Source organism: Acidobacterium sp. S8 (assembly GCF_009765985.1).
Lineage (GTDB): Bacteria > Acidobacteriota > Terriglobia > Terriglobales > Acidobacteriaceae > Alloacidobacterium.
The window spans coordinates 343,616-367,213 of sequence record NZ_LMUM01000037.1; the positions used below are offsets into that span (position 1 = coordinate 343,616).

The window sequence follows — 23,598 nt, forward strand, 5'->3', positions numbered from 1 at the left end:
TCAGGCTTTTTTTCCACCAACTAGCAGCAGTGCGCCTCCCCCGACAATAGCAAGCACCCCGAGAACCGGCGGCAGAGGAATACTGTGTGTTTCCTTCTTGGAGGCCTGAATGGGGCCCATATCGATGACCTTTTTTTGTGTTGTGTAGGTAATTCCGCCGTAAATCAGCGCGATAATCCCGATGACAATCAGAACGATTCCAGTAACTTTCATGGAAAGACTTTCCCCCTCAGACAAATACGTTGTTGTTGCTCAGAGTCGAGCGGAACCAATTTCGTTGTCCGGCAGGCTTCGATATCCGTTCTTCGAGGAGCGCTAGCGTCTCCCAAGCCTGGAATCTACAGCAAGATGCCCGGATCCGCTGAAGAGGATCAGCAGAGCCAGCGCAAACAGCGATAGCGGAAATTCAAATCCCTGTGGGCCGGTGAGTCCATGGCGCAGGTGAACGGCGATAATCGCGACTGCCATGTCGATCGCCACACCTAAGGCCGCGACGGGTACAAGCAGGCCTATAACCAGCAGCGCGCCCCCGAAAAACTCAGTAAATGCTGCAACGTAACCGAGCCAGTAGGGCATTCCGAGATGAGCCACCGTCTGCGCGAAGTTGTAAAGGGAACCGTGGGGAAAGATTTTGTGCCAGCCGTGTACGAGCATAATGACACCCAAGACAACGCGGGCAACCAGCACGCCTAATGGTCGAAATCGATCAAGCCATGCAAACACCTGGAGCTATTCCTTTCATGTAACGCTTTAAGTTTATATTGCGGGTTCGAGTCTATGGCTTCAGATGCAAGCCCTCAAGAAAGTCACCCAGGGCCTTTTGATACTTTTCCTGTTCCGTCGGCGCGATTTCCAAAAACTGCTTTGGGTCGCTGGCACTCTTGTACGCAGTCGCCGTAGGCATGCTATCACCGGCTGTCAGAAAAAGTTTTGGGGTCTGGAGGTGCTGCAAGACCGAGGCAATGTCGAAGCGGTCGCCGGTCAGCAGGCGCACGGGAAGAATCCTGGAGCGGGCGTCGGCTGAGAGGATGGTGAGGGCATCGGGGCTGACTTGGTCGAGGATAATTCCAGGAATTTCAGGATGGAGGGCTGCCGTAGATGCTGCGATCGAGGCGCCCAGACCTGATCCGTAGAGCAGGATGGAATGGGGAGGCAGGTGGCGGGTGCCACTCAGGTAGGACATGGCGGCGTCGGCATCCTGGTTCAGGGACGACTCCGAAGGGTGCAGATTGGCGCTCTTGCCGAATCCGCGATAATCGAAGGCAAAAAGATTGATTCCGAGGCCGTGAAGCGTCTCGAGTTGAGCGACCGTATCGGAAAGCGATCCTTGTCCGTCGTGCAGCAGGAGAATCGTGCTGCCGGGATAAGGTGCGCCAGGAGCGGCCGGAATCCACCAGCCCGTAAGCTGCGGCTGGCCGGTCTCGGTGTAGTCGAAGTGGATCTCCTGATATGAGACTTTCGGGGTGACATTGACTGTGCTGGACGGATGAAAGATGAGCTGCCAGCTTCCCTGGTAAAAGAGAAGGCAAAGCGTGGCATAGGCACACACCGCACCCAGAGCAATTACTCCGGCAAGAGCCGAGAGCAGCCATTTGCCGCTGACAAGCGGCTGTTGCGGGCGCAGCGGATCGTTCCATCCAGTTGCGCGGGCCTGTTTTGCGGTTTGTTTTGGAGTCTTTTCGGGAGATTTTTTCGGCACTGCAGGCTATCCAAAGGCGAGTTCGTCGGCGGATTCGAGCGGCGTTCCACAAATGCGGCAGATGACAGCGGAGCAATCGCCGCAGACCAGCGGATCGGCTACTTCGCGAGCACAAACAGGACACCACAGGCGAACGTCTTTGGCTGCGGGTGGATTCGGAGGCTGCTCTTCGTGCATTCTGAAGATGAGCGTAGCACGATGGCGATAGCGAGCGCGCGACCATAGGAGTGAAGGTGACGAATGCCCGAATTTGTGAGGATTTGCGCGAAGACTGATTTGCCGCCGTCGGGCGAGGCGCGTGAAATGACCGTGGATGGAAAAATGCTTTGTGTGGCCAATGAGGATGGAGTGATCTCCGCAACCGACAACGTATGCCCGCATCGCGGCGGTCCGTTGGGGCAGGGAATGGTGGAAGGCGGCAAGATCATCTGCCCATGGCACGCGTGGGCCTTCGATTTGAAAACCGGCTCGGCGGCGCATACTCAGATGGCGAAAGTTGCTGTTTACGAAGTGCAGGTTGCGGGTGAGGATGTGCTCGTGCGGATTGGATGAAAGACGGAGTGACAGGAACGCTGCTGTAGGGTTAGGCCGCCGCTGTGACTCTCTGCTTTACCTGACCGATCGTCTTGTCCCTGGCAGCCTCGGCGAGATCAAAACGATTCTGCAGGTTGAGCCAAAACTGCGCCGAAATCCCAAAATATTTTCCCAATCGCAAGGCGGTATTGGCCGAAATGGACCGCTTCGACCTCACAATATCATTGATGCGCGGGGCTGGAACGTTGAGCTCCTTGGCTAGACGGTAAGCTGTCAATCCCGCTGGTTCCATGAACTCATGCAGGAGAATTTCGCCTGGATGAACTGCGAATGTCTTAATCATTTGATAATCTCCACGGGATAAAATCCACTACAGCCGATATTGCTTTAGTGATAGTCAACTATCTCTACAGCATGTGCATTGTTGTCTTTCCACACAAAGCAAATGCGATGTTGATCATTGATGCGGATCGAATGCTGCCCTTCGCGGTTGCCTTTCAACTTTTCCAGCATATTGCCGGGAGGAACACGAAGTTCCTGCAACTCATTTGCCGCATCCAAAATTGCAAGCTTTCTGTTGGCTGTGGCGCGGATAGCTGAGAATTTTCGGCTCTTGCCCGTCATCCACAACACTTCAGTTTCTTGATCCTTGCAATCAACGATCATCCCCTAAAATAATAACGTCTATCGTTAATAACGTAAAACATTATTAACGATAGACGTACCTAATTTGTAGGTTGGAGCTAATCCAGGCCCGGTTGAGAGGTGAATGTCGAAGCCGGCAATCCTTCCTTGTTGAAGAGATTGGCGTCGGTCCAGCTGGCCCAGCCGTAGCGGACAGCCGCAGGATGAGCGACGCCCTGTGCCTCGATTAGCACGCTTGAGCCGTCAATCTTTGCCTTTGCGGGCAAGAATTTGCCGTCCGACCCAGCGATTTCAAAGCCATCGAGTTGTCCGCCGTGGGCTGCCAGACCATCTTTGGCATGGTCGAACCAGACACGCATGGCATTTCCTTCGACAGTCGCCGTGCGATAGAGTGGGCCGGAGAATTCCAACTGCGGTTCGCCATAGGTTAGTGCGCGAGCGGCCAAGGCGAGGCGGCCGCCTACAGTCTGCTTGTCCGGCGGGTGGACATTGTCCTTGTCACCGACGTCAAGGGTCACCGCCATGGCGGTATCGGTTTCAGAAAGCGTACGCCGTTGCGCGTCGCGGACTGCTCCCCAATTCTCATTGGGCGAGGAAAAATTGGAGATCTGCACATAGAGGAAGGGGAAGTTTCCCTCACCCCATTGCTTGCGCCAATCCTGGATCATGGCGCGAAAAAATCGCGCATACATAGGAGCGCGCTCGGGATCGCTGTTAGTTTCACCCTGATACCAGATCGCTCCTTTGATGGTGTAGGGAACCAAGGGCGCGATCATGCCGTTGTAGAGGCTGGCGGGCTCCCATGACAGGCCGTCAGGATGCCAGGAGTGCTTCGGTTTCGGCTGCCCGGCCTTTGCCGCCGCATCGTCTTCGCGCTTGTCACGGGCTATTTCGAGATCCCGGTCACTCAGCTCATCGGTGAAGATTGACCATGAGCGGTAGATCGGCATCAGGCCGGCATCGGAGCCGATGCGGTCCAGGCTGATCCATGAATCGACGGGCGTTCCGCCCCAGGTGGAATCGATGAGTCCGATTGGGACGTGCTCGCGGGAATTGATTTCCCGCCCGAAGAAGTAAGCAACTGCAGAGAAATCCGCAGCCGTTTGCGGCGTGCAGGTAGTCCAGGTTGAATTGATGTCACTGACAGGGAAGTACGAGCTCTTCTTCTCAATGCGCAGCAGGCGGACGGTGGGCAGATTGGCCTGGGCAATCTCCTGTGCGCCATTCTTGAGGACCGCGCTATTGGGAAAGCCGCTGAGGGGCATTTCCATATTGGATTGACCGGAGGCCACCCACACATCGCCGATAAGAATGTCGGAGAGGGTGACGGCCGCTGCGGAATCGCCGCTGCCTTGCGCGGTCAGCGTATAGGGGCCGCCTGCCTGCTCGGGCGCGAGCCACAGGCTCCATTTGCCCAGATCAGTGGCAGTGGCGGTGCGCGTTTGATCGTGGAAGCGGACGGTGATCGTCTCGCCGGGATCAGACCATCCCCAGATATGAATGGGAGCATTGCGCTGCAGAACGGCATGGCTGCTCAAAACGTTGGGAAGTCTCACTTCCGCGTTGACGGCGACGGAAAACAAAAGGACAAACACAGGAAAAAGAGAGGTGCAGAGTCTTTTATGAATTTTCATGGGTGCAAACGCCTGTTTGGATATGGCGTGATAACCATAACATTCGAAGGCTCATTCGGAAGAGGTCAGAGCAGTTTGCCTGCGGCCAAGTCGCGGACTAATCCACGGTCAGCAGCGACGAAATCATAGGTGGGCAGATCGCTGAGACTGCACCAGCGGATATCGTTAAAAATGTGATTGGTGATTTTACCTTCGAAGCGGTGAACTGCAAAGAATTGCAGATCGACCGAGCCCCCGTTACGGTATGCGTGCCTGATATGGGCGATGCGCGTGCCGACTGTGGCGGTGACTCCTAACTCTTCTTCCAGTTCGCGAACGAGGGCTTGTTCTGCGCTTTCGCCCGGTTCCATTTTGCCGCCGGGAAACTCCCATTTCAGCGCCATGGCCTGGTCAGCACGCCGCTGGCATATGAGCACCTCGCCGTTACGGAGAATGAGCCCCGCGGCGACGTAGCGCACGGATTTTACGTCCGTGCCTGTCTTAGATGAATCAATATCTTCCACGCTCACATTAGTTTAGACGGTCTTCGCCTCAAAATTGATGCAGCGCATTTGCTGGCTTAAAGTAACACCATAAATTTCGGGACGAATCGTGGATGCCAGCAACCGCAGTCCCTCCACCAGCGTAGGGGCGGGCGTATTCAGCAACTCCTCGCTGATGCAGAATACCCGGCTTTCGCGGACGGCGAGGAGATCTCGCCAACCGCGTTTTTCCACAATCCGTTCGAGCGGCACGCGCATGCCGGCGCCGCACCAGGCCATGATCATGACGTCAGGATTGGCTTCTGCGACTGTTTTTGCGTTTGTCACCGCTCCTGGAGCGCCGACAAATTCGCCACCAGCCGCCTCAACCAGTTCCTTGACCCAGAGTTGTGAATGGATGAGCGGCTTGCCCCATTCTTCGCAGTAAACGAGGGGACGCGGCTTTGCGGTCGCGCTGCGGCGAGCTGTGTCGACAATGGCCGCCTGCATGGAGGCAGCTTTTCTCTCACCGGCCTCGCGCGCATTGACGGCTGCGGCGATGAGCCGAATGTCACTGTAAATATCTGTAAGTGAGTGCGGGGCAAGGGCCAGTACCGGAAACCCGGCTTTGAGGATGGCTTCCAGTGATTCGTGCCGGTAAGGTACCGAAGCAATGACGAGGTCAGGCTTGAGCGCGGTCAGCTCATCCGTGGTCGTCGTCCACGCATCGTGTACCAGGGTGAGGCTACGGCTGCGAAGCTCCGGGACCGCTTCGAGGCAAAAGCGTGTACAGGCAACCAGCGTGTCCAGACGCCCCAGATGCTTGAGTATGACGGAGACGCTGGGCTGCAGAGAAACGATACGCATAGGCGGGATCTAGGTTAAACTTTGCTGTCCTTCATGACAGATGCAGGATAAAACACTGTCCAGCCGTTGTCTGCTGCGTTTTGCAAGAGTGCGGGGGTGGGATTGACTGGAAAGGCATGCTTCGCGATTTTGAGCATGGCTTCATCGTGGATTGAGTTGCCGAAGACGCAATCAGGATTTGCCACGCCGGAACGGATAAGCGCCTCTGCCTTGGCTTCATCGGTAGGCACGCCCACCAGTTCGCTGGTGATAAGCCCATTGGTGACTCGCACCTCGGCAGCCAACACATGGGACGCTGGAATGCCGAAGCGCTTGACGCCTTCTTCAATGACCCAGTTGTTGGTGGAGCTTACAGCCCAAAGCTCGGTCCCATTGGCTCGCAAATCGGCAATCAGCTCGCGCAATTCGGGAAAGATATTCGCTTCGATGTGGGTGCGGAAGTAGGTTGCGGCGGCCCGGCGCATCTCCTCTTCGCGGAGATCGGCATACATTTGAACCATCTCGCCGCACATTTCGACTTCGGAGACTTTTCCCGCGAGATAAGCACGGTACTGCGAGTCGACCCAGTCGGCGGTGTTGCGCGAGACGAGGCCGGTTTCAATCGACCACACCATGAAGCCGTATCCGGCGTCGCCGCTCCAGAGGGTGCCGTCGCAGTCAAAAACGGCGATCTGGGGTTTGGTAGCCAGCACCGCCTGGTGAAACTCTTCTCGTGTGTAGTGTTCGGCGGGCGCGGTATGTAGCATTGTCACAAAAGTTCCTCACCCCTTATTGTGAGCGATGGCGACGGATTTTGCACGATGCGGATTGTGAAGCGTTGGTGAACTTGGTTCGGGAAGCCTCTTACTGTGTACTGGATGCACAATCTGCCGCAGATAATCAAAGTGTGGACGCCAATCGCAATACTGAGCTAATCCGCGAGTATCTGGCGTATCTGCGCGTGGAAAAGGGTCTGCGGCCGCTCACGTGCGAGGCTTACGAGCGCGATCTGCTGCAGTTCTCAGAATATCTGGAGCGGGAAAACATTCTGCCGATGGTAGCGCGGCAACGGGAAATCGCGGGATTCCTCGAACATCTGCGTACGCATGCGGTCGAATCGCGGTCGATGGCGAGGAAGCTTTCGTGCCTGCGCGGGTTTTACAAATGGCTGCTGTTGGACAAACGTATTCATCATGATCCGACGATGAATCTGGAATCGCCGGATGCCTGGAAGGTGCTGCCGAAGTCGCTTGCTCCCGCCGAAGTGAACTCGATGCTGGAACGTGCCGCTGTTGCCGCTGATCATCCTGAAGCTGATGCGATTGCGCTTCGTGATCGCGCGATTCTGGAATTGCTTTATGCGGGTGGCCTGCGCGTTTCGGAGTTGACCGGATTGTGCGTGGCGGATCTCTCGCTCGATGCGGGCCGCGTACTGGTGCGAGGCAAAGGAGACAAGGAGCGCATAGTGCCGCTGGGGGCGCTGTGTATCAAGGCTCTGGAAGAATACCTCGAGCGCGGAAGGCAGGCGTTGGCGGGCAATGCCCGCGGCGTGAATCAGCTTTTTCTTTCTACACGCGGCAAGCCGCTCTCGCGCGAATGGATATGGCGGCTGGTGAAATCGAGCGATAGCCATGCGAGTCCGCATAAGTTAAGGCACAGCTGCGCGACACACATGGTGGAGCACGGCGCCGATCTGCGTACGGTGCAGACATTTCTCGGCCATGCGGATATAGCGACGACGCAGGTTTATACGCACCTTGCGCTGGGGCGCCTCAAGGCTGTGCATCGCATGCATCATCCGCGTGCGAAGCGGGTTGAGGATCGATGATGGCGCAATTCTGGAATCCCACCCTTTCGCAAAGTGCGCGAAAGGATGGGGCACCCGGGCCTGAGCTCTCTAAGGGAGATGCGATGAGCGGGAAACCGAGACCGAAGATCGTCATGCTGACCGATGAATATCTTGCGGTGCTTGCGAACGAGCGTGGATCGTCTCCGCATACTCTGCGGGCCTATGCGCGGGAGCTGCACAGCTTTGTTGCGTATCTTGTGGAAACCTTCGGTGCTGGCTTTGAGATCAAGCGCATCGAGCATAAGCATGTCCGCGCTTATATGGCGACGCTCTACGATAAGGGATTATCCAAGGCGTCGTCTGCGAGGGCGCTTGCTGCCATACGATCATGGTTCAAGTGGCTGGCCAAGAGCGGACATGTCGAGCAAAGTCCTGCGGCGCTGGTTGCGACTCCCAAGCTGCCGAAGCATCTGCCGCGTGTTCCTACCATCGAGCAGATGAATCGTGCGGTCGATGGGGTAAGCGAAGACTTTGCAGCGTGGCCGGAGCGGGATCGCCTGATCTTCGAGCTGCTATATGGCTGCGGCATCCGCAATGCCGAGCTGGTCGGAATCGACTTGAAAGACATTCATTGGGCGAACGACGCGATTCTGGTGCGTGGCAAAGGCCGCAAGGAACGGTATGTTCCGCTGGGCGATGCGGCGGCACAGGCGTTGCGCGCGTATCTCCCACAACGCGAAGGCCGTCTGCAAGCGGCAAATAAGCAGGCTGAGGCTTTGCTGCTGAATGCAAAGCTGCGCGGCAATGGACGGCTGACCACACGCAGCGTAGGCCGCATCGTAAAGGCTCTGGCGATTGCAAATGGGCTGCCGGCGGAGGTGCATCCGCATACGCTCCGCCACGCCTTCGGCACTCACATGCTGGAAGAAGGTGCAGATTTACGAGCCATTCAGGAATTGCTTGGCCACGAGCGACTGTCGACTACGCAGCGTTATACTCAGCTGACCGTTGGCCAGGTGGCCGAGGTTTACGATCGCACCCACCCGCGAGCGAAGTAATTTTCTGCACAATCTGTATCCTGTTGATACTGTCCAAACGAACGGAGTATCCAGCCAGGGTGAAAATCAAGGTGTGTTTTTCAGCGCGCACTGTATTGGCGTTGAGTAGTCTCGCTTTGCTCACGGGGTTTGCCGCCGTACTTCCCGCGCAGAGTGCTTTTCAATCTGTGGATCCAATGATTGGCACCGGACCAGAGGGGCACACCTTTCCCGGAGCTACTGTGCCATTTGGCATGGTGCAGCTGAGTCCTGATACGCAGATTCGCCCTTTCAAGCAGAGTTACAAGTGGGCAGCAGGCTATCGTTACGAAGACAAGACCATTCTTGGCTTTTCGCACACGCACTTTTCCGGAGCCGGACACTCCGATCTTGGTGACTTTCTTGTGCAGCCGATATCGGGTGAAGTGAAACTTGAACCGGGCGACATTGACGTGCCGCACTCCGGTTATCGGTCCAGCTTTCGCCATGAGACAGAAAAAGCCGAGCCTGGCTACTATGCCGTCAGGCTCGATGATTACGGCGTGCGTGCCGAGCTGACGGCAACAACGCGCGTGGGCGTACATCGCTACACATTTCCCGCTGACGAACCGGCGCATCTGCTTCTCGACATGCGCTCGTCCATCTACAACTACACAGGAAAAGTCTTGTGGTCGAGCGTGCGCGTGCGTGCCGACGGAACCATCACCGGCATGCGCGAGACGCGCGGCTGGGCTCCTGCACGGCAGCTTTATTTCGCGATGCGTTTTTCGCAGCCATTGGCTGGACATGAACTGTACGACCACGAGCCTCTGCCGCTGGAGTACAAGGGATTCGCGACTCCCGGGACATCACCTTCCGACACGCAGGCCATTGCAGGACGCGGTTTGATCGGCGTTTTTGATTTTGGAGAGCTGAAACAACCTCTGATTGTGAAGGTCGCCATCTCGCCAGTAGGCGAGGACAATGCGATTGCAAATCTTGATGCAGAGGTTCCGGGCTTCGATTTCGATGCAGTGCGTGCGCATGCCCGCAGCGCCTGGGAAGATGCGCTCTCGGTAGTGGATTTGAAGGCCGAACCGGCGATGCGTAAGAGCCTCTACACGGCTTTGTATCACGCGCTCATGGCTCCTTCGATTGCGATGGATGTAGATGGAAGCTATCGTGGCCCTGACTACCAGGTGCACAAGGCCGAAGGCTTCCACTTTGTTTCTTCGTTTTCTCTCTGGGATACCTACCGGGCTGAGCAGCCGCTGATGACCCTGATTGAGCCTCCAGACAGAACAGCCGATGTAGTGCGATCGCTGCTGGTTTCGCAGAAGGAAAGCCCGTTCGGCATTCTGCCAATATGGCAGTTTCAGGGGCTTGAGACATGGTGCATGATTGGTTATCACGCGGTGCCGGAGATCGCCGACGCCTATATGAAAGGCCTCGCCGGTTCCGATGCCAACGAAGCGCTGAATGCCATGATCGCAAGCGCCACGTATGCTCCTTATGGTCATATCGGCGAATATATGAAGCTCGGATACGTCCCTGTAGACAATGACGGGGAAGCTGCATCGAAAACGATGGAATATGCCTACGACGATTGGACAATTGCGCGCATGGCTCGCCGCATGGGACGCAATGATGTGGCCGATACCTTTGATAAACGAGCCGAGAACTGGCGCAATGTCTTCGATAAGAGCACAGGCTTTGTAGTGCCGAAGAAGGCGGATGGAAGTTTTCGCGAGCCGTTTGATCCGGCGCAAGCGGGCGCGCAGAGCGGCTTTACGGAAGGCAATGCATGGCAGTATTCGTGGTATCAGCCGCAGGATGAAGCAGCGCTGATCCAGATTCTGGGTGGTGATCAAAAATTAGTCGACAAGTTGGACGCGATGTTCGACGCGAAGGTGGATCCTAAGCGTTACGCCGATGTCGAAGACATTGCCGGAATGATAGGCCAATATATCCACGGCAATGAGCCAAGCCATCACCTTGCGTATCTGTATGACTACGCGGGGCAGCCGTGGCGCACGCAGGAGCGACTCAAGCAGATTGTTGATTCGCAGTACCGGCCTGCTCCGGATGGCCTGGTGGGCAACGATGATCTTGGGCAGATGTCCGCATGGCTATTGTTTACGGCATTCGGGTTTTATCCGGTTGCGCCTGGAACAAACGAATATGTGATCGGCAGGCCATTCGTCGAAGAGGCTACGCTGCATTTGCCAAATGGAAAGCAGTTCCATGTAGTGACCGATAATCTTTCGGACAACAATCGCTATGTAGGCAAAGTCACGCTGAATGGTAAGCCGCTCAACCGCAGCTACCTTCGCCATGAGGAGATTATGGCGGGCGGTGAGCTGCATTTTGTAATGAGCTCGACGCCAAATAAAACGTGGGCCATCAGCCCATCATCAAGGCCCTTTTCGCAGTCGACAAGCAGCATGAAAAAAACTGAATAAGGCAATGCGACGTGAGTCTTGGCGTCAGTTCACTTTCAACGTGGCGTTCTGCGTGTGAACCGACTCTGGTTGCTTCATGACCGCTGCCGCTGCCTGACCGAGGGTAACGGTGGGAGATTCGGGCTCGAATCTCGAACGTTGATCGTCCTGTTGGAGTGAAATGCTCTTGAAAAGTAGGGCATTCCCTTCGAGATGGACGTGCACGGCTGTCAGCTCCCACAGTGCCTCGCCGACCTGCGCCTGTTCGAGCGAAAAAGAGCTGCCCTCTTTCAATCTGCCGAGTAAACCTCCGCCAAAAGTGACGTCATGGATGAGACGGCCGCTCATGCTGCGGATGCGATGCTGCTGATTATCGACGACGACGTCGCCAGCCATGCTGCTGAAGACTCGTGACTCTCGCGTAGGCGGATGGAAATTTGGCTCGGGCTCGAAGTGCAGGGTGGTATTGCTTGGCGTCACGCTTGTTTGGGTCCAGACAAAAGCGACAGGAAGAAGCTTGAGAAAGTCATCGACCTGCTGGTTATCGTGAGCATTCTCGGAGACGTCTTTGCTCTGCGCCCTGGTGTCGTGTAGAAACTTATCGATGGAATCCCTTTGATGGGATTCGTCGACCTTTTGCTCATTTCTTTCCAGAACCCGCCGCACATCGCCTTGCTGCGTGCCTGCAACCCATTGAAGAATGTGTTCGTTCGGCTTGCGGATATCGTCGAGATAGATCCAGTGAGAATGGTCATCGCGGTTGGCCGCGCGTTCTGCATCAACGACCTGTTGGATGATCTGATGTGGGTTCTGCGCATGTGCAGCAGTCAGCGAGAGTGCCAGTATCCCTGCCCAGAGATAGCTAGATTTGGCCATTTAACTGCCCCCTGCTGGTCAAAAGTTACGGCATTTTGATGCCGCAGGTGCGCGGAACGCTTCGAAAGAAGGCAAGTCTGCTGACCCGGCGGGGCCGCGCATTCCTGTTTGACGGTAAAAGTTCCTATAAGTCTGCGCCCTCATATAGAGACGTTCGCAGGCGGGCGGATGGCCGCTTCTTCCGCGAAACATGTGGCATCGTCTTCCAAAGAATGCCTGACGAGCGAGTGAGGACCGATGACGACATGGTCGCCGATCACAACGCCGCCTGCAACGAGCGAACCATTGCCCAGGTAGACATCATCGCTCAGCAGTGGCGTGCCCTCTTTCGCGATGCCGAGACAGGCTCCGGGATGGATGCGGCACCGCGAGCCTGCGCGCACGCCCTGATGAACGATGATCGATCCATGGTGTGCGATTGTCAGCCCGGGACCGAAAACATTCAGCGGAATTTCAAGGTTCAGCAGCAGGGAAGTCCATAAAACCTGCCCTTGCGCCATGCAGCATAGGGCTTCCAAAGTTTGCCTCGCTTTGAATTGACCACATATTCGGTCTTGCGCAGAAGCCGCTGCCAGCCAATGACCGGAAACCTGATCCAGTCCAGGCTGCGCCATCCACGGACAGGGAACTGCCGGTGATGAATATAGGCGGCGAGATCGTCGGCGAGGAATTGACGCAGTTCACGCCGATTTTTCGGTCCACGAGGATTCATCCCTGCATTATGGCAATCGTTAGTAGTCATCTCGGCGCGTTCTGCGGCGATTAGAGCGCGGGTTGTCTGTCGATCACAAGGGTACGAAAGTTTTTTTCAATTATTGCGACAATAGAAGGAGTGCAAACCGCATTCTCAAAGATGATTGGCATCGATTTCGGCACCACGAACAGCTCTGTTGCTTTGGCAGAGAACGGCAACGTCCGCATGATGCAGTTTCCCTCTGCGAAGGGGTTGACTCCTTCTTCGCGATCGCTGCTTTACCTGCAGCGAAGAATGAACGTGGCAGGCAAGCCTGTCTCCGCTTGGACAGGGGCTGAGGCCATCGAACATTATCTGGCCACCGATAGTTTCGACGACGATTTTCAGGGGAGACTGGTCCAGTCGCTCAAGAGCTACCTGGCTGTCCGCGACATTATAAGCACCGAAGTGTTTGGCCGCTCCTATCGCTTCGAAGACCTGGTTGCTCGTCTGCTGACCGGTCTCCGCCAGCGTGCCGGTGAATTTTTCGGTGCGGAAATCACCCAGGCTCTGGTAGGCCGGCCGGTGATGTTTGTCGGCGCCGAGTCGGAGGAGGATAACGATTTCGCGGTCGAGCGTTTGCGACGGTCGTTTATTCAGGCTGGCTTCACCCATGTCGAGTTCGCCATGGAGCCGGTTGCGGCGGCATTTGCTTATGACGGGGCCACGGAGCAGGATGAACTGCTCCTAATCGGCGATTTTGGCGGCGGCACGACGGATTTCTCCTTGCTGCGCGTGAATTCCTCAAGACGCGGTGCAGATCGGCTGCAGGTGCTCGGCAATACCGGTGAAGGCATCGCAGGCGACGCTTTCGATGCTCGTATTGTGCGACGGCTGATCTCACCGGCGCTGGGATCGGAATCGATGGCGCGCTCGATGGGCAAAGTGTTGCCGGCGTTGCCGGCCTGGATTTACGCCAATCTTGAGCGCTGGCATACGCTGTCATTTCTGCAAACGCGCGCTGTGATGCACATGCTGCATACGACCGAGAAACGCGCGCTGGACCCAGAGAAGATCGCGGCGTTGGCTGCTGTCGTAGAGCACGACCTAGGATACCGGCTGCATCAGGCTGTGCAACGGGTCAAGATCGATCTTTCGAAATACGAGCAGTCGGAATTTATTCTCGACACAGATGTTTTGCATCTGCGGGCGCCTGTGGCTCGCTCGGAATTTGAACAGTGGATCGCGCCCGAGCTGATACGGATGGAAACAAGCCTCGATGAGCTGCTGCGGAAGGTAGGAGTGCAGGCCGCCCAGGTCGATCGCGTCTTTCTCACTGGCGGCACCTCGCTGGTACCAGCGGTGCGGCGTGTTTTTACCCAGCGGTTTGGAGAGGATCGAGTGCATAGCGGAGAAGCTTTTACTTCAGTCGCTTACGGCCTGGCGCTCATGGCCGAAGGTCTGCGCGACCGGAAATATTCGGCAGCGCCGCCGGCACAGGCGCATGCCTGAAAGATGGCTAGAATAGAGCGTACTTTAGCCGAAGCATTTACACTATACGTTGAGGAATTTCTGCTTTGATCAGTCGGCTTCTCGCAAAGATTTTTGGAACCAGCAATGAACGCGCGGTGAAGCGCCTGATGCCCGTCGTCCAGACGATTAGCGCCATGGAGCCGGAGGTTGAGCGGCTCTCGGATGACGAGCTTCGCGCCAAAACGCAGGCATTTAAGGCGCGCATCGTCGCGGCTTTGGAAGGCATCACCGACGTCGAGGAACGCAAGACGGCGGAGAAGCAGGTTCTTGACGAGATTCTGCCCGAGGCATTTGCCGTGGTGCGCGAAGCGGGCCGCCGTGTGCTTCACATGCGCCACTTTGACGTGCAGCTGATAGGCGGCATGGTGCTGCACCAGGGCAAGATTTCGGAAATGAAGACCGGCGAAGGCAAGACGCTGGTTGCAACGCTTCCGTGCTACCTGAATGCGCTTGCCGGCCGCGGCGTTCACGTCGTCACCGTCAATGATTATCTGGCTAAGCGCGATGCCGAGTGGATGGGCAAAATCTACGAATTTCTCGGCTTGACTGTGGGCGTCATCGTGCATGACCTCGATGACCAGCAGCGCCGCGCAGCTTATGGCGCCGACATTACCTACGGCACCAACAACGAGTTTGGTTTTGACTACCTGCGCGACAACATGAAGTTTGAGTTGTCCGATTGTGTGCAGCGCGGACACTATTTCGCCATCGTCGACGAAGTGGATTCGATCCTCATCGATGAAGCGCGTACGCCGCTCATCATCTCCGGTCCGACGGACCAGACGACCGACAAATATGCGCGTGTGAACCGCATCATTCCATCGCTGGAACTGGGCGAGGAGATAGAGAAGGGCGAAGAAAAGATTCTTACCGGCGACTACGTGGTCGATGAAAAGCACAAGACCATCACCGTCACCGATGAGGGCTGGGAGAAGATCGAAAAGCTGCTTGGCATCGGCAACATTGCCGACCCGGAAAACTGGGATCTGAAGCACCACGTCGAAGTCGCCGTGAAGGCGCACTCGCTCTATAAGCGCGATGTGCAATACGTGGTGAAGGACGGTGAAGTCATCATCGTGGATGAGTTTACAGGCCGCCTGATGCCGGGCCGCCGCTGGTCCGATGGTCTGCACCAGGCCGTCGAAGCCAAGGAGGGCGTGAACATCCGCCGCGAAGATCAGACGCTGGCGACGATTACCTTTCAGAATTATTTCCGCCTCTACCAGAAGCTTGCCGGCATGACCGGGACCGCAGAGACAGAAGCTGCTGAGTTCGACAAGATTTATAAGCTTGAAATCGTCGTCATCCCGACGAACAAACCGATGCTTCGCATCGAAAATTCGGATGTGGTCTTTCGCACGGCGAAGGAAAAATACTTTGCCGTTGCCGATGAGATTGCCAAGCTGCATGAGGCCGGGCAGCCAGCACTCGTGGGCACCACATCGATTGAAAAGTCCGAGCTGCTTTCGCAGATTCTGCAGCGCAAGGGCGTGAAGCACGTCGTGCTGAACGCGAAGTTCCACGAGCGCGAAGCGGAAATCGTAGCGCAGGCCGGACGCCTGGGCATGGTCACCATCGCCACCAACATGGCAGGCCGTGGTACTGATATTCTGCTCGGCGGCAATGCTGAATTTGTAGCCAAGCAGGATCTGGTAAAGAAGGGAACGGCGCGCGCCATCAGCGTAGCCGAGGGCGCTCTGAATCCGATGGCGTCTCCGGGCATGTTCCGCTTCTACTATCAGGGCCAGGAATTCGAGACTACGCAGGAAACCTGGGACCGCACCTATGCTGCATATCAGGCAAGTGCAGCCTCAGAGCATGACGCAGTCATCGCCGCAGGTGGCCTGCATATCCTCGGCACTGAGCGGCATGAATCGCGGCGTATCGATAACCAGCTTCGTGGACGCGCCGGACGTCAGGGCGATCCAGGCGCATCGCGTTTCTATCTCTCGCTTGAAGACGATCTCATGCGCATCTTCGCCAAGGAGTGGGTTGGAACGCTGCTGCAGCGTCTTGGCATGGAAGAGGGCGTGCCGATCGAATCGCGCATGATCTCCAAGCGCATCGAGGCTGCGCAAAAGGCCGTCGAATCGCAGAACTTCGAGTCGCGCAAACATCTGCTCGAATACGACGACGTGATGAACAAGCAGCGCGAGGCCGTTTACGGACTGCGTCACCAGTTGCTTGAAGGTCTCGATCAGAAAGAGCTGATCGTTGAGGATTACGTCGCCAATCTTTTGAGCGCACTGCTTGATGAGGCTGCTCCTGAAAAACTGCATCCTGACCAGTGGGACCTGAGCACACTCAAGAGCAAGCTGATGGGGCAATTCGGTCTCGATGTCGATGCTGAGGGCATTCACATCAGCGAGATGACCCGCCACGAGCTTGGTGAGACGCTATTTGACCGTTTGAAGGACCGGTACGAAGCGAAGGAGCAAGTGGTTGGCGATAAGGCCATGCGCTTCCACGAACGCATGATCATGCTCAGCGTGCTCGATGGGCTTTGGAAAGACCATCTGCTGAACATGGACCATTTGAAGGAGGGCATCGGTCTGCGCGGCTACGGCCAGCAGGATCCTCTGGTGGCCTACAAGAAAGAATCCTTCGACATGTTCGAGGAAATGATGGGTCGTTTCCAGGAGGATACGGTACGCTTCTTGTTCCTCATGCAGATTGTTGGCCCAGACGGCCAGCCGCTGGTCATACCATCGCGGCCGCGTCCGGCGATTCCGCGTGCTCCGGCTGTGGGATCCGCTGAGGCGGCCCATCAAGAAACGCTTTCAGCCGTGGCTGTGGAAGAGCGACCGGTTATTCCGGTTCCGACACGCCAGCCTACGACGACCATCGATGCGATCGAGCGCGAGTTCCAGCGCAAGAAGCAGCGGGAGTTGGAGCAGGCGCGTATGGCTGGAGGCGGCAGCGCAGAAGCTCCTGCACAGCGCAGGGCTGGCGATAAGGTCGGACGTAACGATCCCTGTCCTTGCGGCTCCGGCAAGAAGTACAAGAAGTGCCACGGAGCCAACGAAGCGTAGACTTTTAGAAAAGAGCGCCTGCAGCCTCGGAATTGACAGCGTCGAGAAAATTTTTGAGCGCAGCGATTCTCGGCTCTGCCAGGCGTTTCGTACTTTCCAGTCGAATCTTTCCCGGCAGTGTCTCAAGGTTTTTCTGCAGAGTCTTCACCGCATCGGTGAAGATCGAGTAGCGCGTATCGCGACCGACTTTCGATACGGTGCGCAGAATGCCGATGCCGCCCAGTTGCTCGAGAATGTCGGCGTCGCGCAGGATGGTCGCTTCGATGCTTGTCGGCTCGTCATGCGGCTGATGTTCTTGAATCACAGCGAGTACCGCAGGAATTTTTTCCGCAGGAAATCGAGCTTCAGCCAGAATCTGAGGAGCTTGCTCACAGACGTAGCGTACGTGGTCCCATTTTGCCAGCGCCTCCGGATCCTCCGGGCGGTGTCCTACAAAAACTCCAAGATCGTGCAGCCACGCTGCAGCATAAACGACATCGTCGTCATACAGTCCTTCACCTATGCGCTGGGTAAGTTCATAAAGACGAGGCTGGTGGCCATACTTCTCAATCGGCTTGGCTTCGTGGCGAATATATTCTGCAATGGCTGTACGGAAATCGTTGGACATGGCTGGTTTCGTATTCAGCGTAATTGAAGTGGACCACCGAGACAAATGGAGGGGATGCAAGCAGTCACTCATATCCACGTAAGGCTGAAACCATCGCCGGCGAAGACATGGTAGAACCGGTGCGCCCTGAAATTGCCGCAGAACGGCGTTTCTATGAGAAGATCACCGGGGCAAGTATTTCCATTAGTTCCTGCGTCATTGTTGCGCTTCCAGGTCTCCAAAAAATATTTCGATGTGCACTGCGGCGCCCTCCTTTCAGTTGAGATAGTCAGATTCCGCATCCTGCGCATGAGTCTTGCGAACTGTGAGTCATAGGAGAGTACAAATGAATCGAATCCATGCCGTCGATAACGCTATCCCGTCAGGTGTGAGCGCGCCTTATAAACACAATCGATGGATGTGCATCATCGCCTCAGCTGCAATGGTTATAAGCGTGCCTGTCTTTGCACAGGCGGGCGGCGATCTGCAGCAAAAGCTTGCCGCGCTCAAGCAGTCGGCTGCCGAAAATCAGCAGAAACTGCATCAGTACCAATGGACAGAATCCACTCAGTTGACGCTGAATGGGGATGCGAAACTGCCGTCGCTCTCCATGTGCCAATACGGCCCAGACGGCAAGGTAAAGAAGACGCCGATGGGATCGCCACCGCCGCCGCCCAGTGGCGGCAGAATGAAGCAGAAAATCATTGCGAAGAAGACGGGTGAGATGAAGGATTACATGGGGCAGGTGAAGACCCTGCTCAACCAATATCTACCGCCCGACCCCCAACGCATGCAGCAAGCATTCCAAGCAGGCAAAGTCTCCTTGGACGCCACTGCAGGGTCCGGCGCGGCCGCGATTGTCTTCAAAGACTACGCACAGCCCGGCGACCAGATGACCATCTCTTTTGACACCGCAGCGAAGAAAATCAGCTCAGTAAACGTGAATACTTACATGGATGATCCGAAAGACACAGTCACTCTGGCTGTGCAGTTTGCCAGCTTGCCGGATGGCGCCAACTACGTACAGCAGAGTGTTCTAAATGCCACGGCCAAGAAGCTTGTGGTCACCACGACAAACTCCAATTATCAACCGGTAGGAGCGCATTAGCTTCAGCAGATTATCTTGAATTCGCTCAAGGCAGGAGACGGGCTCTAATGGAGCACGCTACATCTCCTGCTTTTGTGCATTCAAATAAGCTTGCTCGTCAGAAATTGCAGAGCTAAATTATATGAAGCAATGATTTATCGAAATTGATTCAGTACGGTTTGTTAAATCCCGTTTTTAATTAAAAAGTGTGGGCCAGTAATGAAAGTGTCATTTTCGCGGTGCTCGCTACCGCTTGGGTTTTTTCTCAGAACGCCTTGGTTGATGTTGATTGTGATCGTTGCGGCTTTTGCCTCCAGACTCTTTGCACAGCAGACCGATGTGACTCGTCCGCGCTTAAGTCACCAATCTCAGCCAATTTCTCAAAGCGCAATTTCAAACGAAGCGACGGCTAGTGCGGATTCCGATCCGGAAGACATTTCAGCTAAAGCATCGGGCATCGTACTTAAAAACGGACTCACTTTGCCGACCACCGGACATGTATGGGCTGCAGACGTTTTCGAAGGAAAGTCACAACTCATTCAATTGAAGTATGTGCCTACCGACATCGATAAGCACGCTGGATCAAATCTGTTAAAGGCTAACATGGCCCCATTTGTATATAAGCCAAAGCAAACAGTCGAGATTCAAGGGGCTATCGCGAATACGCGGTTGCATGACCCTCATACTGTGATCTACATACGCGGATATGGATCGACTGATGAAGATGCGGCTGCCTCGGCGGAGATTACTTCTACGCAGAGCGAAATGGTTCTTGTGAGTCTTGAATCTAAAAAAGATCGGAGAATCGTCAGTACAATTGCATTCACGCAGGTCACAGGAAATGCTGCGCGAAATAGTCAGGCGATCAACGTCACAATTGAGAGAGTAGATGATACGGATTGGAAGAAAATCACACCGCGAGAACCCTTGACGCCAGGTGAATATGCGCTTGCGCCCATGCCTCGGGGGCAGAATCTTTTTCCGACCGCTGTGTTTGATTTTGCAGTGGATCCGACGGCACCGTCTAACGTCGACTCGATCACGCAGAGTACTCGACCATAAGGGACGATCCTCCGCGGGAATTGGGAGTGAAGCTTTCCGTCGTTCTTATGAATAGAAATCTTCTGATTGATTAGCCGGTCTTTTTCCAGACTAGATCCCAGCTCTCGCGGCGATCGACGAAGCCAGTGATTTTCCCGCTGGCATCGCGCTGGAAGATTCTGCGAATCCGCGGATCGCCTGTGATGAAGAAGACGTCACGAAGCTCGGCATTCCATTCCACTGGTGGCCCGCCACCACGTTGACCGATAAGACGGTCTCCTTCCAGATGCAGTGTGTAAACAAGATCGCCTGCTGAGTAGCGTCCGACGTAAGTATCCAGTTCGTTTTCGCTCAGTTTCTGGGTTGGCGGGTCCTTCAATACTGCATAGGTATGGACTTGCAGCAATTTCCAATCATTCTGAGTTTTTTGCCAGGTTTCGGTCGAGAGATACTGAGCCTTAAGTGTCTGGCCGTGATAGTTCTCAGTCTCGTCATCCGTATGGATGACCGTGGCAACAGCGCCGTGCAACGTTGCCTGGTAGGAAGAGATCACAAGTGTTCCCGAAGCTCCGGCAGGCAGGGGGGTAAGCTGCTTGAGAAATGCCGCGCGGTCGATGATCACGCCGTTCTCATCCACGTAAACAGCGCCGCTGGCGAGTGCTTCATCCCAAACTTTCACATTCCCGGGAGCGATCGCATCAAGCAAAGCCTGATCTTTAGCCCGCAGCGTCTGCGTGACATCTTCTGCCATTAGCAGTCGTTGACCAGGTAACACGGTAGTTAGTAAGGCGGATAGAAGCAGGCGACGATACATGTCTACCAAAATAGAAAAGGCAGAGCTGGATGGCTCTGCCTTTTCCGGTGAAACGTGCGTAATCTTCAGTCGCCGTAGGCAGGGGCTGGCTGAATCGAAAGCCCGTGAACGGGAACGGTTGTTCTACGGATTGACGCACGCCCTTCTTCCAGCTTGAAGTTAGCGATATGCTCCTGAAGACGTCTGGCGCCTGTCTGTACCGAGTTGACGATAGAGTTGCTCTCGGGAATGGAAGCGGCGTTCTCTTCGCCGAGACGGTTGATGATGTCGACATTGGCGCTCGACTGACGCGCTGCTTCCGATTGCTGCATGGCTGCAGCGGCGATCTGCGCTATCATGCTGTCCACCTGATCGGCCATGTGGATGATGCGCTGCAGCGCTTCTCCAGCGCGAGTGGTTGTCTCTACGCCGTCGTTGACAATGCCGGTGCCGGTTTCCATGGCTTCGACCGCCGAGCGTGTATGCACCTGGATGCCTTCGATCATCTGCCCGATTTCGCTCGTTGCGTTGCGCGTGCTCTCTGCCAGACGGCGCACTTCGCCAGCGACGACGGCAAAGCCGCGCCCCTGTTCGCCGGCACGGGCCGCTTCAATGGCAGCGTTCAGAGCCAGCAGGTTGGTCTTCTGCGCGATCTCTTCGATCACGTTGACGATGCGAATGATCTGTTCGGATTCCTTGCCAAGACGTTGTACCGTTGCGGCGGTGTTTCGAACGGAGTCAGCAATCGACTGCATGCTGACCAGCATCTGCTCGACAGTCGAGCCGCCGGTGCGTGCTGTCTTCGAGGCTTCCTTCGCATTTTCGGCAGCATTCTGCGCGTGGCGCGAAACTTCAGAGATGCTGATCGACATCTCCTGCATGGCGGTTGCTGCCTGCTGTGTCTGCAGGCTCTGCTCCTTCATGCGGCGGAAGGATTCCGTGGACGAATGAGCCAGTTTCTCGGCATCACCATTTACGGTGTTGGAAATCTCCATCATAGTGCCGATCATCTCGCGCAGATTTTCCTGCATGCGGTTGATCGAGCTGGCGAGGCTGTCCGACCTCATCGTTGGAATCCATATGGAGCATCTCACCCGTCAGATCGCCTTCGGCAATCTGCTGCGCAAGGTTGGCGACGGTGACTACTGAGCGCACGACGCGGCGAATGGTGAATTCGGCTAGCAAGGAGCCAACTACGCCGCCGAAGAAAATGGAGAGCCAGAGATAAATCGCCTCCAGTCGAATGACATGTACCGTTTCATTCAGATTGCGATTGGTGCCGCTCATCGTAGCTTCCACTACGGAGGCCGCAGCCTTTTTGAAGCTGTCCTCGTGATCGGAGACCTCGCCCTGCAGCATATCGTAGGCCTTGCTGGTGGCGTCGCTGCCCTGGCCAATCGCCATCGCGGCAACGCGCTCCTGGCCTTGTTCAAAGGCGCGATACTCATTCAGCATGGTGTCGACCTGCCCCGAACCGGCGAGGCCGTCGACGATCTGGCGACTGTCCTGAATCCGTGCAAGCGCCTGGTTGGCTTCATTCCTGCTCTTGTCGAGCGCGGTACGGTACCGGCTGGCCATGTTGGGATCGACGCCGAAGAGCATGTATGCCTTCAAAGCATTGGACGAGTCGAGCACGGCGACACGCAGGTCGCGCACCGCTGTCAGCGCCGGAATCTGTTCGGTGGCAACGCTAGCAGAAAGCTGGCTCGCCTGCCGCATCTTGAGATAAGCGGCAGCGGAGCCGAGCAGGATGCTCAGCACCAGCACGCCGGTGCTGAGACGGAGTTTGTTGGTGAGGCGCGACTGCGTAAATGACATGATCATTGTCCTTGGGGAATACAGATGAGTTAGTTCGCTTCGAAATTGATGTCGATGCCTACAGTTGCTGCGCCGTCGCCGGGAACGAACTTCCAGCGCTTCACTGCATCTTCTGCCGCAGGGCTAAGCATCTTGTTGCCCGTGGTGGCTTTCGCCGCTGTGACGCTGCCGTCGGGGGCAACAGAAGCTTCGACATGCACCACACCCGAAATGCGCATGCGCTTCGCAATTTCCGGATAAACGGGAGGAACGCGCTTTTCCACACGGCGATCCTCTGCATGCCCCGGCAGTGAAAAAAGCAGGCAGGCAAGCGCTGCGAGTAAAAGCAAAGCAGTGTGCTGGAAGCCAGCAGCGAAAGCAGATTTACGGAGTTGAAGGAAATTCATAGGACCTCTCGCGGGCGGAGAAACCGCCGTTTGAGGCCTTATCGGCAGAACGAAGACGAGCTTGAGAGAAAAGCGACGAAGGTGCCGCCCGCGTCAGCTCTGCCGGGGAATGGCAGCAAAGGTCAGGTCGGTTGCGGCACTGCCGGTCGCAGCACGCCATTCCTCAAACAAGCGACCATAGCTTAAGGTAATCAACTCGCTGGGCTCCAGTTTCAGCTTGCGGCTGATCGTGTCGATCCACTCTTCAGGGCCCTCGAGTTCGGCGAAGAGTCCGATCGGTGTTTCGTCAATGACGCAGTGGCCTTCATGATCGGCATATTCCGTCCGCCACTTCTCATAAGTAAACGCTGAAGAATAGCCAAGCTGCGTAAAGATCGTTGCCATGGCCTCGCCGTCTTTGACTTCCGTCTCCGTCTCCACTCTGCGTTTGTGGCGGCCTGTAGGATCATTGTCTTTTGGCAGACATTTGTGGGTCACCACCCAGCGCTCTCCATATTGGCGGACACGCAGAATGGACTGCAGCGCGCGTAGAGCGCGATCCGGCGTATCGAACAATACATTTTTTTCGAAGGTGCGCGGAGTAATCTGCCGAAAGCCAAGTTCGTCCAGCTTGCGCTCCAGCGCAGGACCATCGGCGACGCGGAACTTCACCTCGATCTCAACAGCGCTCATGTATTCAGTATAGGGGATAAGCGGATGGGATATGGA

At 55.9% G+C, this 23,598-nt stretch carries 27 protein-coding genes; 8 read left to right on the top strand and 19 right to left on the bottom strand.

Going from position 1 to position 23,598, the window contains the following annotated elements; genetic code table 11:
* From GSQ86_RS20195 to GSQ86_RS23180, 4 genes are all read right to left on the bottom strand, one after another.
* The gene (locus GSQ86_RS20195) at window positions 1-213 is read right to left on the bottom strand and encodes a DUF3185 domain-containing protein (protein WP_158751977.1); all 213 of its coding nucleotides are present in this window, start codon (window positions 211-213) and stop codon (window positions 1-3) included.
* Window positions 214-315: 102 nt separating this feature from the next.
* A complete protein-coding gene (locus GSQ86_RS20200; protein ID WP_158751978.1) occupies window positions 316-723 on the bottom strand; it encodes a DoxX family protein in 408 nt (135 codons plus the stop codon).
* Window positions 724-775: 52 nt separating this feature from the next.
* Entirely contained in the window at window positions 776-1,699 is a 924-nt protein-coding gene (locus tag GSQ86_RS20205; protein ID WP_158751979.1) for an alpha/beta hydrolase, read from the bottom strand.
* Window positions 1,700-1,705: 6 nt separating this feature from the next.
* Window positions 1,706-1,876, bottom strand: a complete 171-nt coding sequence (locus GSQ86_RS23180) for a hypothetical protein (RefSeq protein WP_216841225.1) — start codon at window positions 1,874-1,876, stop codon at window positions 1,706-1,708.
* 63 nt (window positions 1,877-1,939) lie between these two features.
* On the opposite strand from GSQ86_RS23180, the gene GSQ86_RS20210 reads away from it, so the two are divergent.
* A complete protein-coding gene (locus tag GSQ86_RS20210; RefSeq protein WP_158751980.1) occupies window positions 1,940-2,251 on the top strand; it encodes a Rieske (2Fe-2S) protein in 312 nt (103 codons plus the stop codon).
* Between the two features lie 31 nt (window positions 2,252-2,282).
* On the opposite strand, the gene GSQ86_RS20215 is transcribed toward GSQ86_RS20210, so the two are convergent.
* From GSQ86_RS20215 to GSQ86_RS20240, 6 genes are all read right to left on the bottom strand, one after another.
* Window positions 2,283-2,576 carry a HigA family addiction module antitoxin gene (locus GSQ86_RS20215; protein ID WP_158751981.1) on the bottom strand — a complete coding sequence of 98 codons (294 nt, stop codon included), beginning with the start codon at window positions 2,574-2,576 and terminating at the stop codon, window positions 2,283-2,285.
* 44 nt (window positions 2,577-2,620) lie between these two features.
* Window positions 2,621-2,899: a type II toxin-antitoxin system RelE/ParE family toxin gene (locus GSQ86_RS20220; RefSeq protein ID WP_158751982.1), complete on the bottom strand. Its 279-nt coding sequence runs from the start codon at window positions 2,897-2,899 to the stop codon at window positions 2,621-2,623.
* Between the two features lie 77 nt (window positions 2,900-2,976).
* Entirely contained in the window at window positions 2,977-4,512 is a 1,536-nt protein-coding gene (locus GSQ86_RS20225) for a sialate O-acetylesterase (RefSeq protein WP_158751983.1), read from the bottom strand.
* 65 nt (window positions 4,513-4,577) lie between these two features.
* Entirely contained in the window at window positions 4,578-5,021 is a 444-nt protein-coding gene (locus GSQ86_RS20230) for a (deoxy)nucleoside triphosphate pyrophosphohydrolase (protein WP_158751984.1), read from the bottom strand.
* 6 nt (window positions 5,022-5,027) lie between these two features.
* Window positions 5,028-5,840: an ABC transporter substrate-binding protein gene (locus GSQ86_RS20235; protein WP_158751985.1), complete on the bottom strand. Its 813-nt coding sequence runs from the start codon at window positions 5,838-5,840 to the stop codon at window positions 5,028-5,030.
* A 14-nt stretch (window positions 5,841-5,854) separates the two neighbouring features.
* Window positions 5,855-6,586, bottom strand: a complete 732-nt coding sequence (locus GSQ86_RS20240) for an HAD family phosphatase (RefSeq protein ID WP_158752456.1) — start codon at window positions 6,584-6,586, stop codon at window positions 5,855-5,857.
* Window positions 6,587-6,726: 140 nt separating this feature from the next.
* On the opposite strand from GSQ86_RS20240, the gene GSQ86_RS20245 reads away from it, so the two are divergent.
* From GSQ86_RS20245 to GSQ86_RS20255, 3 genes are all read left to right on the top strand, one after another.
* Window positions 6,727-7,647: a tyrosine recombinase gene (locus GSQ86_RS20245; protein WP_158752457.1), complete on the top strand. Its 921-nt coding sequence runs from the start codon at window positions 6,727-6,729 to the stop codon at window positions 7,645-7,647.
* 83 nt (window positions 7,648-7,730) lie between these two features.
* The gene (locus GSQ86_RS20250) at window positions 7,731-8,666 is read left to right on the top strand and encodes a tyrosine recombinase XerC (RefSeq protein ID WP_158751986.1); all 936 of its coding nucleotides are present in this window, start codon (window positions 7,731-7,733) and stop codon (window positions 8,664-8,666) included.
* A gap of 71 nt (window positions 8,667-8,737) precedes the next feature.
* Window positions 8,738-11,086 carry a GH92 family glycosyl hydrolase gene (locus tag GSQ86_RS20255; RefSeq protein ID WP_256366852.1) on the top strand — a complete coding sequence of 783 codons (2,349 nt, stop codon included), beginning with the start codon at window positions 8,738-8,740 and terminating at the stop codon, window positions 11,084-11,086.
* Window positions 11,087-11,110: 24 nt separating this feature from the next.
* Here the strand turns inward: GSQ86_RS20255 and GSQ86_RS20260 are convergent, their stop codons facing one another.
* The 3 genes from GSQ86_RS20260 to GSQ86_RS20270 form a co-directional block, all read right to left on the bottom strand.
* Window positions 11,111-11,941 (bottom strand): hypothetical protein, encoded by an 831-nt coding sequence (locus tag GSQ86_RS20260; protein ID WP_158751987.1) that lies wholly within the window; start codon window positions 11,939-11,941, stop codon window positions 11,111-11,113.
* Between the two features lie 140 nt (window positions 11,942-12,081).
* Window positions 12,082-12,441: a serine O-acetyltransferase gene (locus tag GSQ86_RS20265; RefSeq protein WP_158751988.1), complete on the bottom strand. Its 360-nt coding sequence runs from the start codon at window positions 12,439-12,441 to the stop codon at window positions 12,082-12,084.
* Window positions 12,402-12,683, bottom strand: coding sequence for a hypothetical protein (locus GSQ86_RS20270; RefSeq protein WP_158751989.1), 282 nt, complete (start codon window positions 12,681-12,683; stop codon window positions 12,402-12,404). Before GSQ86_RS20270 ends, GSQ86_RS20265 begins: the two co-directional genes overlap by 40 nt.
* Window positions 12,684-12,773: 90 nt before the next feature.
* Between GSQ86_RS20270 and GSQ86_RS20275 the strand changes: the two genes are divergently transcribed.
* A complete protein-coding gene (locus GSQ86_RS20275; RefSeq protein WP_254062512.1) occupies window positions 12,774-14,126 on the top strand; it encodes an Hsp70 family protein in 1,353 nt (450 codons plus the stop codon).
* A 65-nt stretch (window positions 14,127-14,191) separates the two neighbouring features.
* Window positions 14,192-17,179 carry a preprotein translocase subunit SecA gene (gene secA, locus GSQ86_RS20280; protein ID WP_158751990.1) on the top strand — a complete coding sequence of 996 codons (2,988 nt, stop codon included), beginning with the start codon at window positions 14,192-14,194 and terminating at the stop codon, window positions 17,177-17,179.
* 4 nt (window positions 17,180-17,183) lie between these two features.
* On the opposite strand, the gene GSQ86_RS20285 is transcribed toward secA, so the two are convergent.
* Window positions 17,184-17,786 (bottom strand): HD domain-containing protein, encoded by a 603-nt coding sequence (locus tag GSQ86_RS20285; RefSeq protein ID WP_158751991.1) that lies wholly within the window; start codon window positions 17,784-17,786, stop codon window positions 17,184-17,186.
* 325 nt (window positions 17,787-18,111) lie between these two features.
* Here GSQ86_RS20285 and GSQ86_RS20290 point away from each other — a divergent pair, with 325 nt between their 5' ends.
* On the top strand, window positions 18,112-18,873 hold the full coding sequence (locus GSQ86_RS20290; protein WP_158751992.1) for a hypothetical protein: 762 nt from the start codon (window positions 18,112-18,114) through the stop codon (window positions 18,871-18,873).
* Window positions 18,874-19,134: 261 nt separating this feature from the next.
* Window positions 19,135-19,914 (top strand): hypothetical protein, encoded by a 780-nt coding sequence (locus GSQ86_RS20295; protein ID WP_158751993.1) that lies wholly within the window; start codon window positions 19,135-19,137, stop codon window positions 19,912-19,914.
* Window positions 19,915-19,984: 70 nt separating this feature from the next.
* On the opposite strand, the gene GSQ86_RS20300 is transcribed toward GSQ86_RS20295, so the two are convergent.
* The 5 genes from GSQ86_RS20300 to cyaB all read right to left on the bottom strand — a co-directional run bounded on the left by GSQ86_RS20300 (window position 19,985) and on the right by cyaB (window position 23,562).
* On the bottom strand, window positions 19,985-20,644 hold the full coding sequence (locus GSQ86_RS20300; protein ID WP_158751994.1) for a nuclear transport factor 2 family protein: 660 nt from the start codon (window positions 20,642-20,644) through the stop codon (window positions 19,985-19,987).
* Between the two features lie 128 nt (window positions 20,645-20,772).
* A complete protein-coding gene (locus tag GSQ86_RS20305) occupies window positions 20,773-21,753 on the bottom strand; it encodes a methyl-accepting chemotaxis protein (protein WP_158751995.1) in 981 nt (326 codons plus the stop codon).
* Window positions 21,653-22,504, bottom strand: coding sequence for a hypothetical protein (locus tag GSQ86_RS20310; RefSeq protein WP_158751996.1), 852 nt, complete (start codon window positions 22,502-22,504; stop codon window positions 21,653-21,655). Before GSQ86_RS20310 ends, GSQ86_RS20305 begins: the two co-directional genes overlap by 101 nt.
* A gap of 29 nt (window positions 22,505-22,533) precedes the next feature.
* Window positions 22,534-22,890 (bottom strand): energy transducer TonB, encoded by a 357-nt coding sequence (locus GSQ86_RS20315; protein WP_158751997.1) that lies wholly within the window; start codon window positions 22,888-22,890, stop codon window positions 22,534-22,536.
* A gap of 93 nt (window positions 22,891-22,983) precedes the next feature.
* Window positions 22,984-23,562 (bottom strand): class IV adenylate cyclase, encoded by a 579-nt coding sequence (gene cyaB, locus GSQ86_RS20320; RefSeq protein ID WP_158751998.1) that lies wholly within the window; start codon window positions 23,560-23,562, stop codon window positions 22,984-22,986.
* Between the last annotated feature and the right edge of the window lie 36 nt (window positions 23,563-23,598).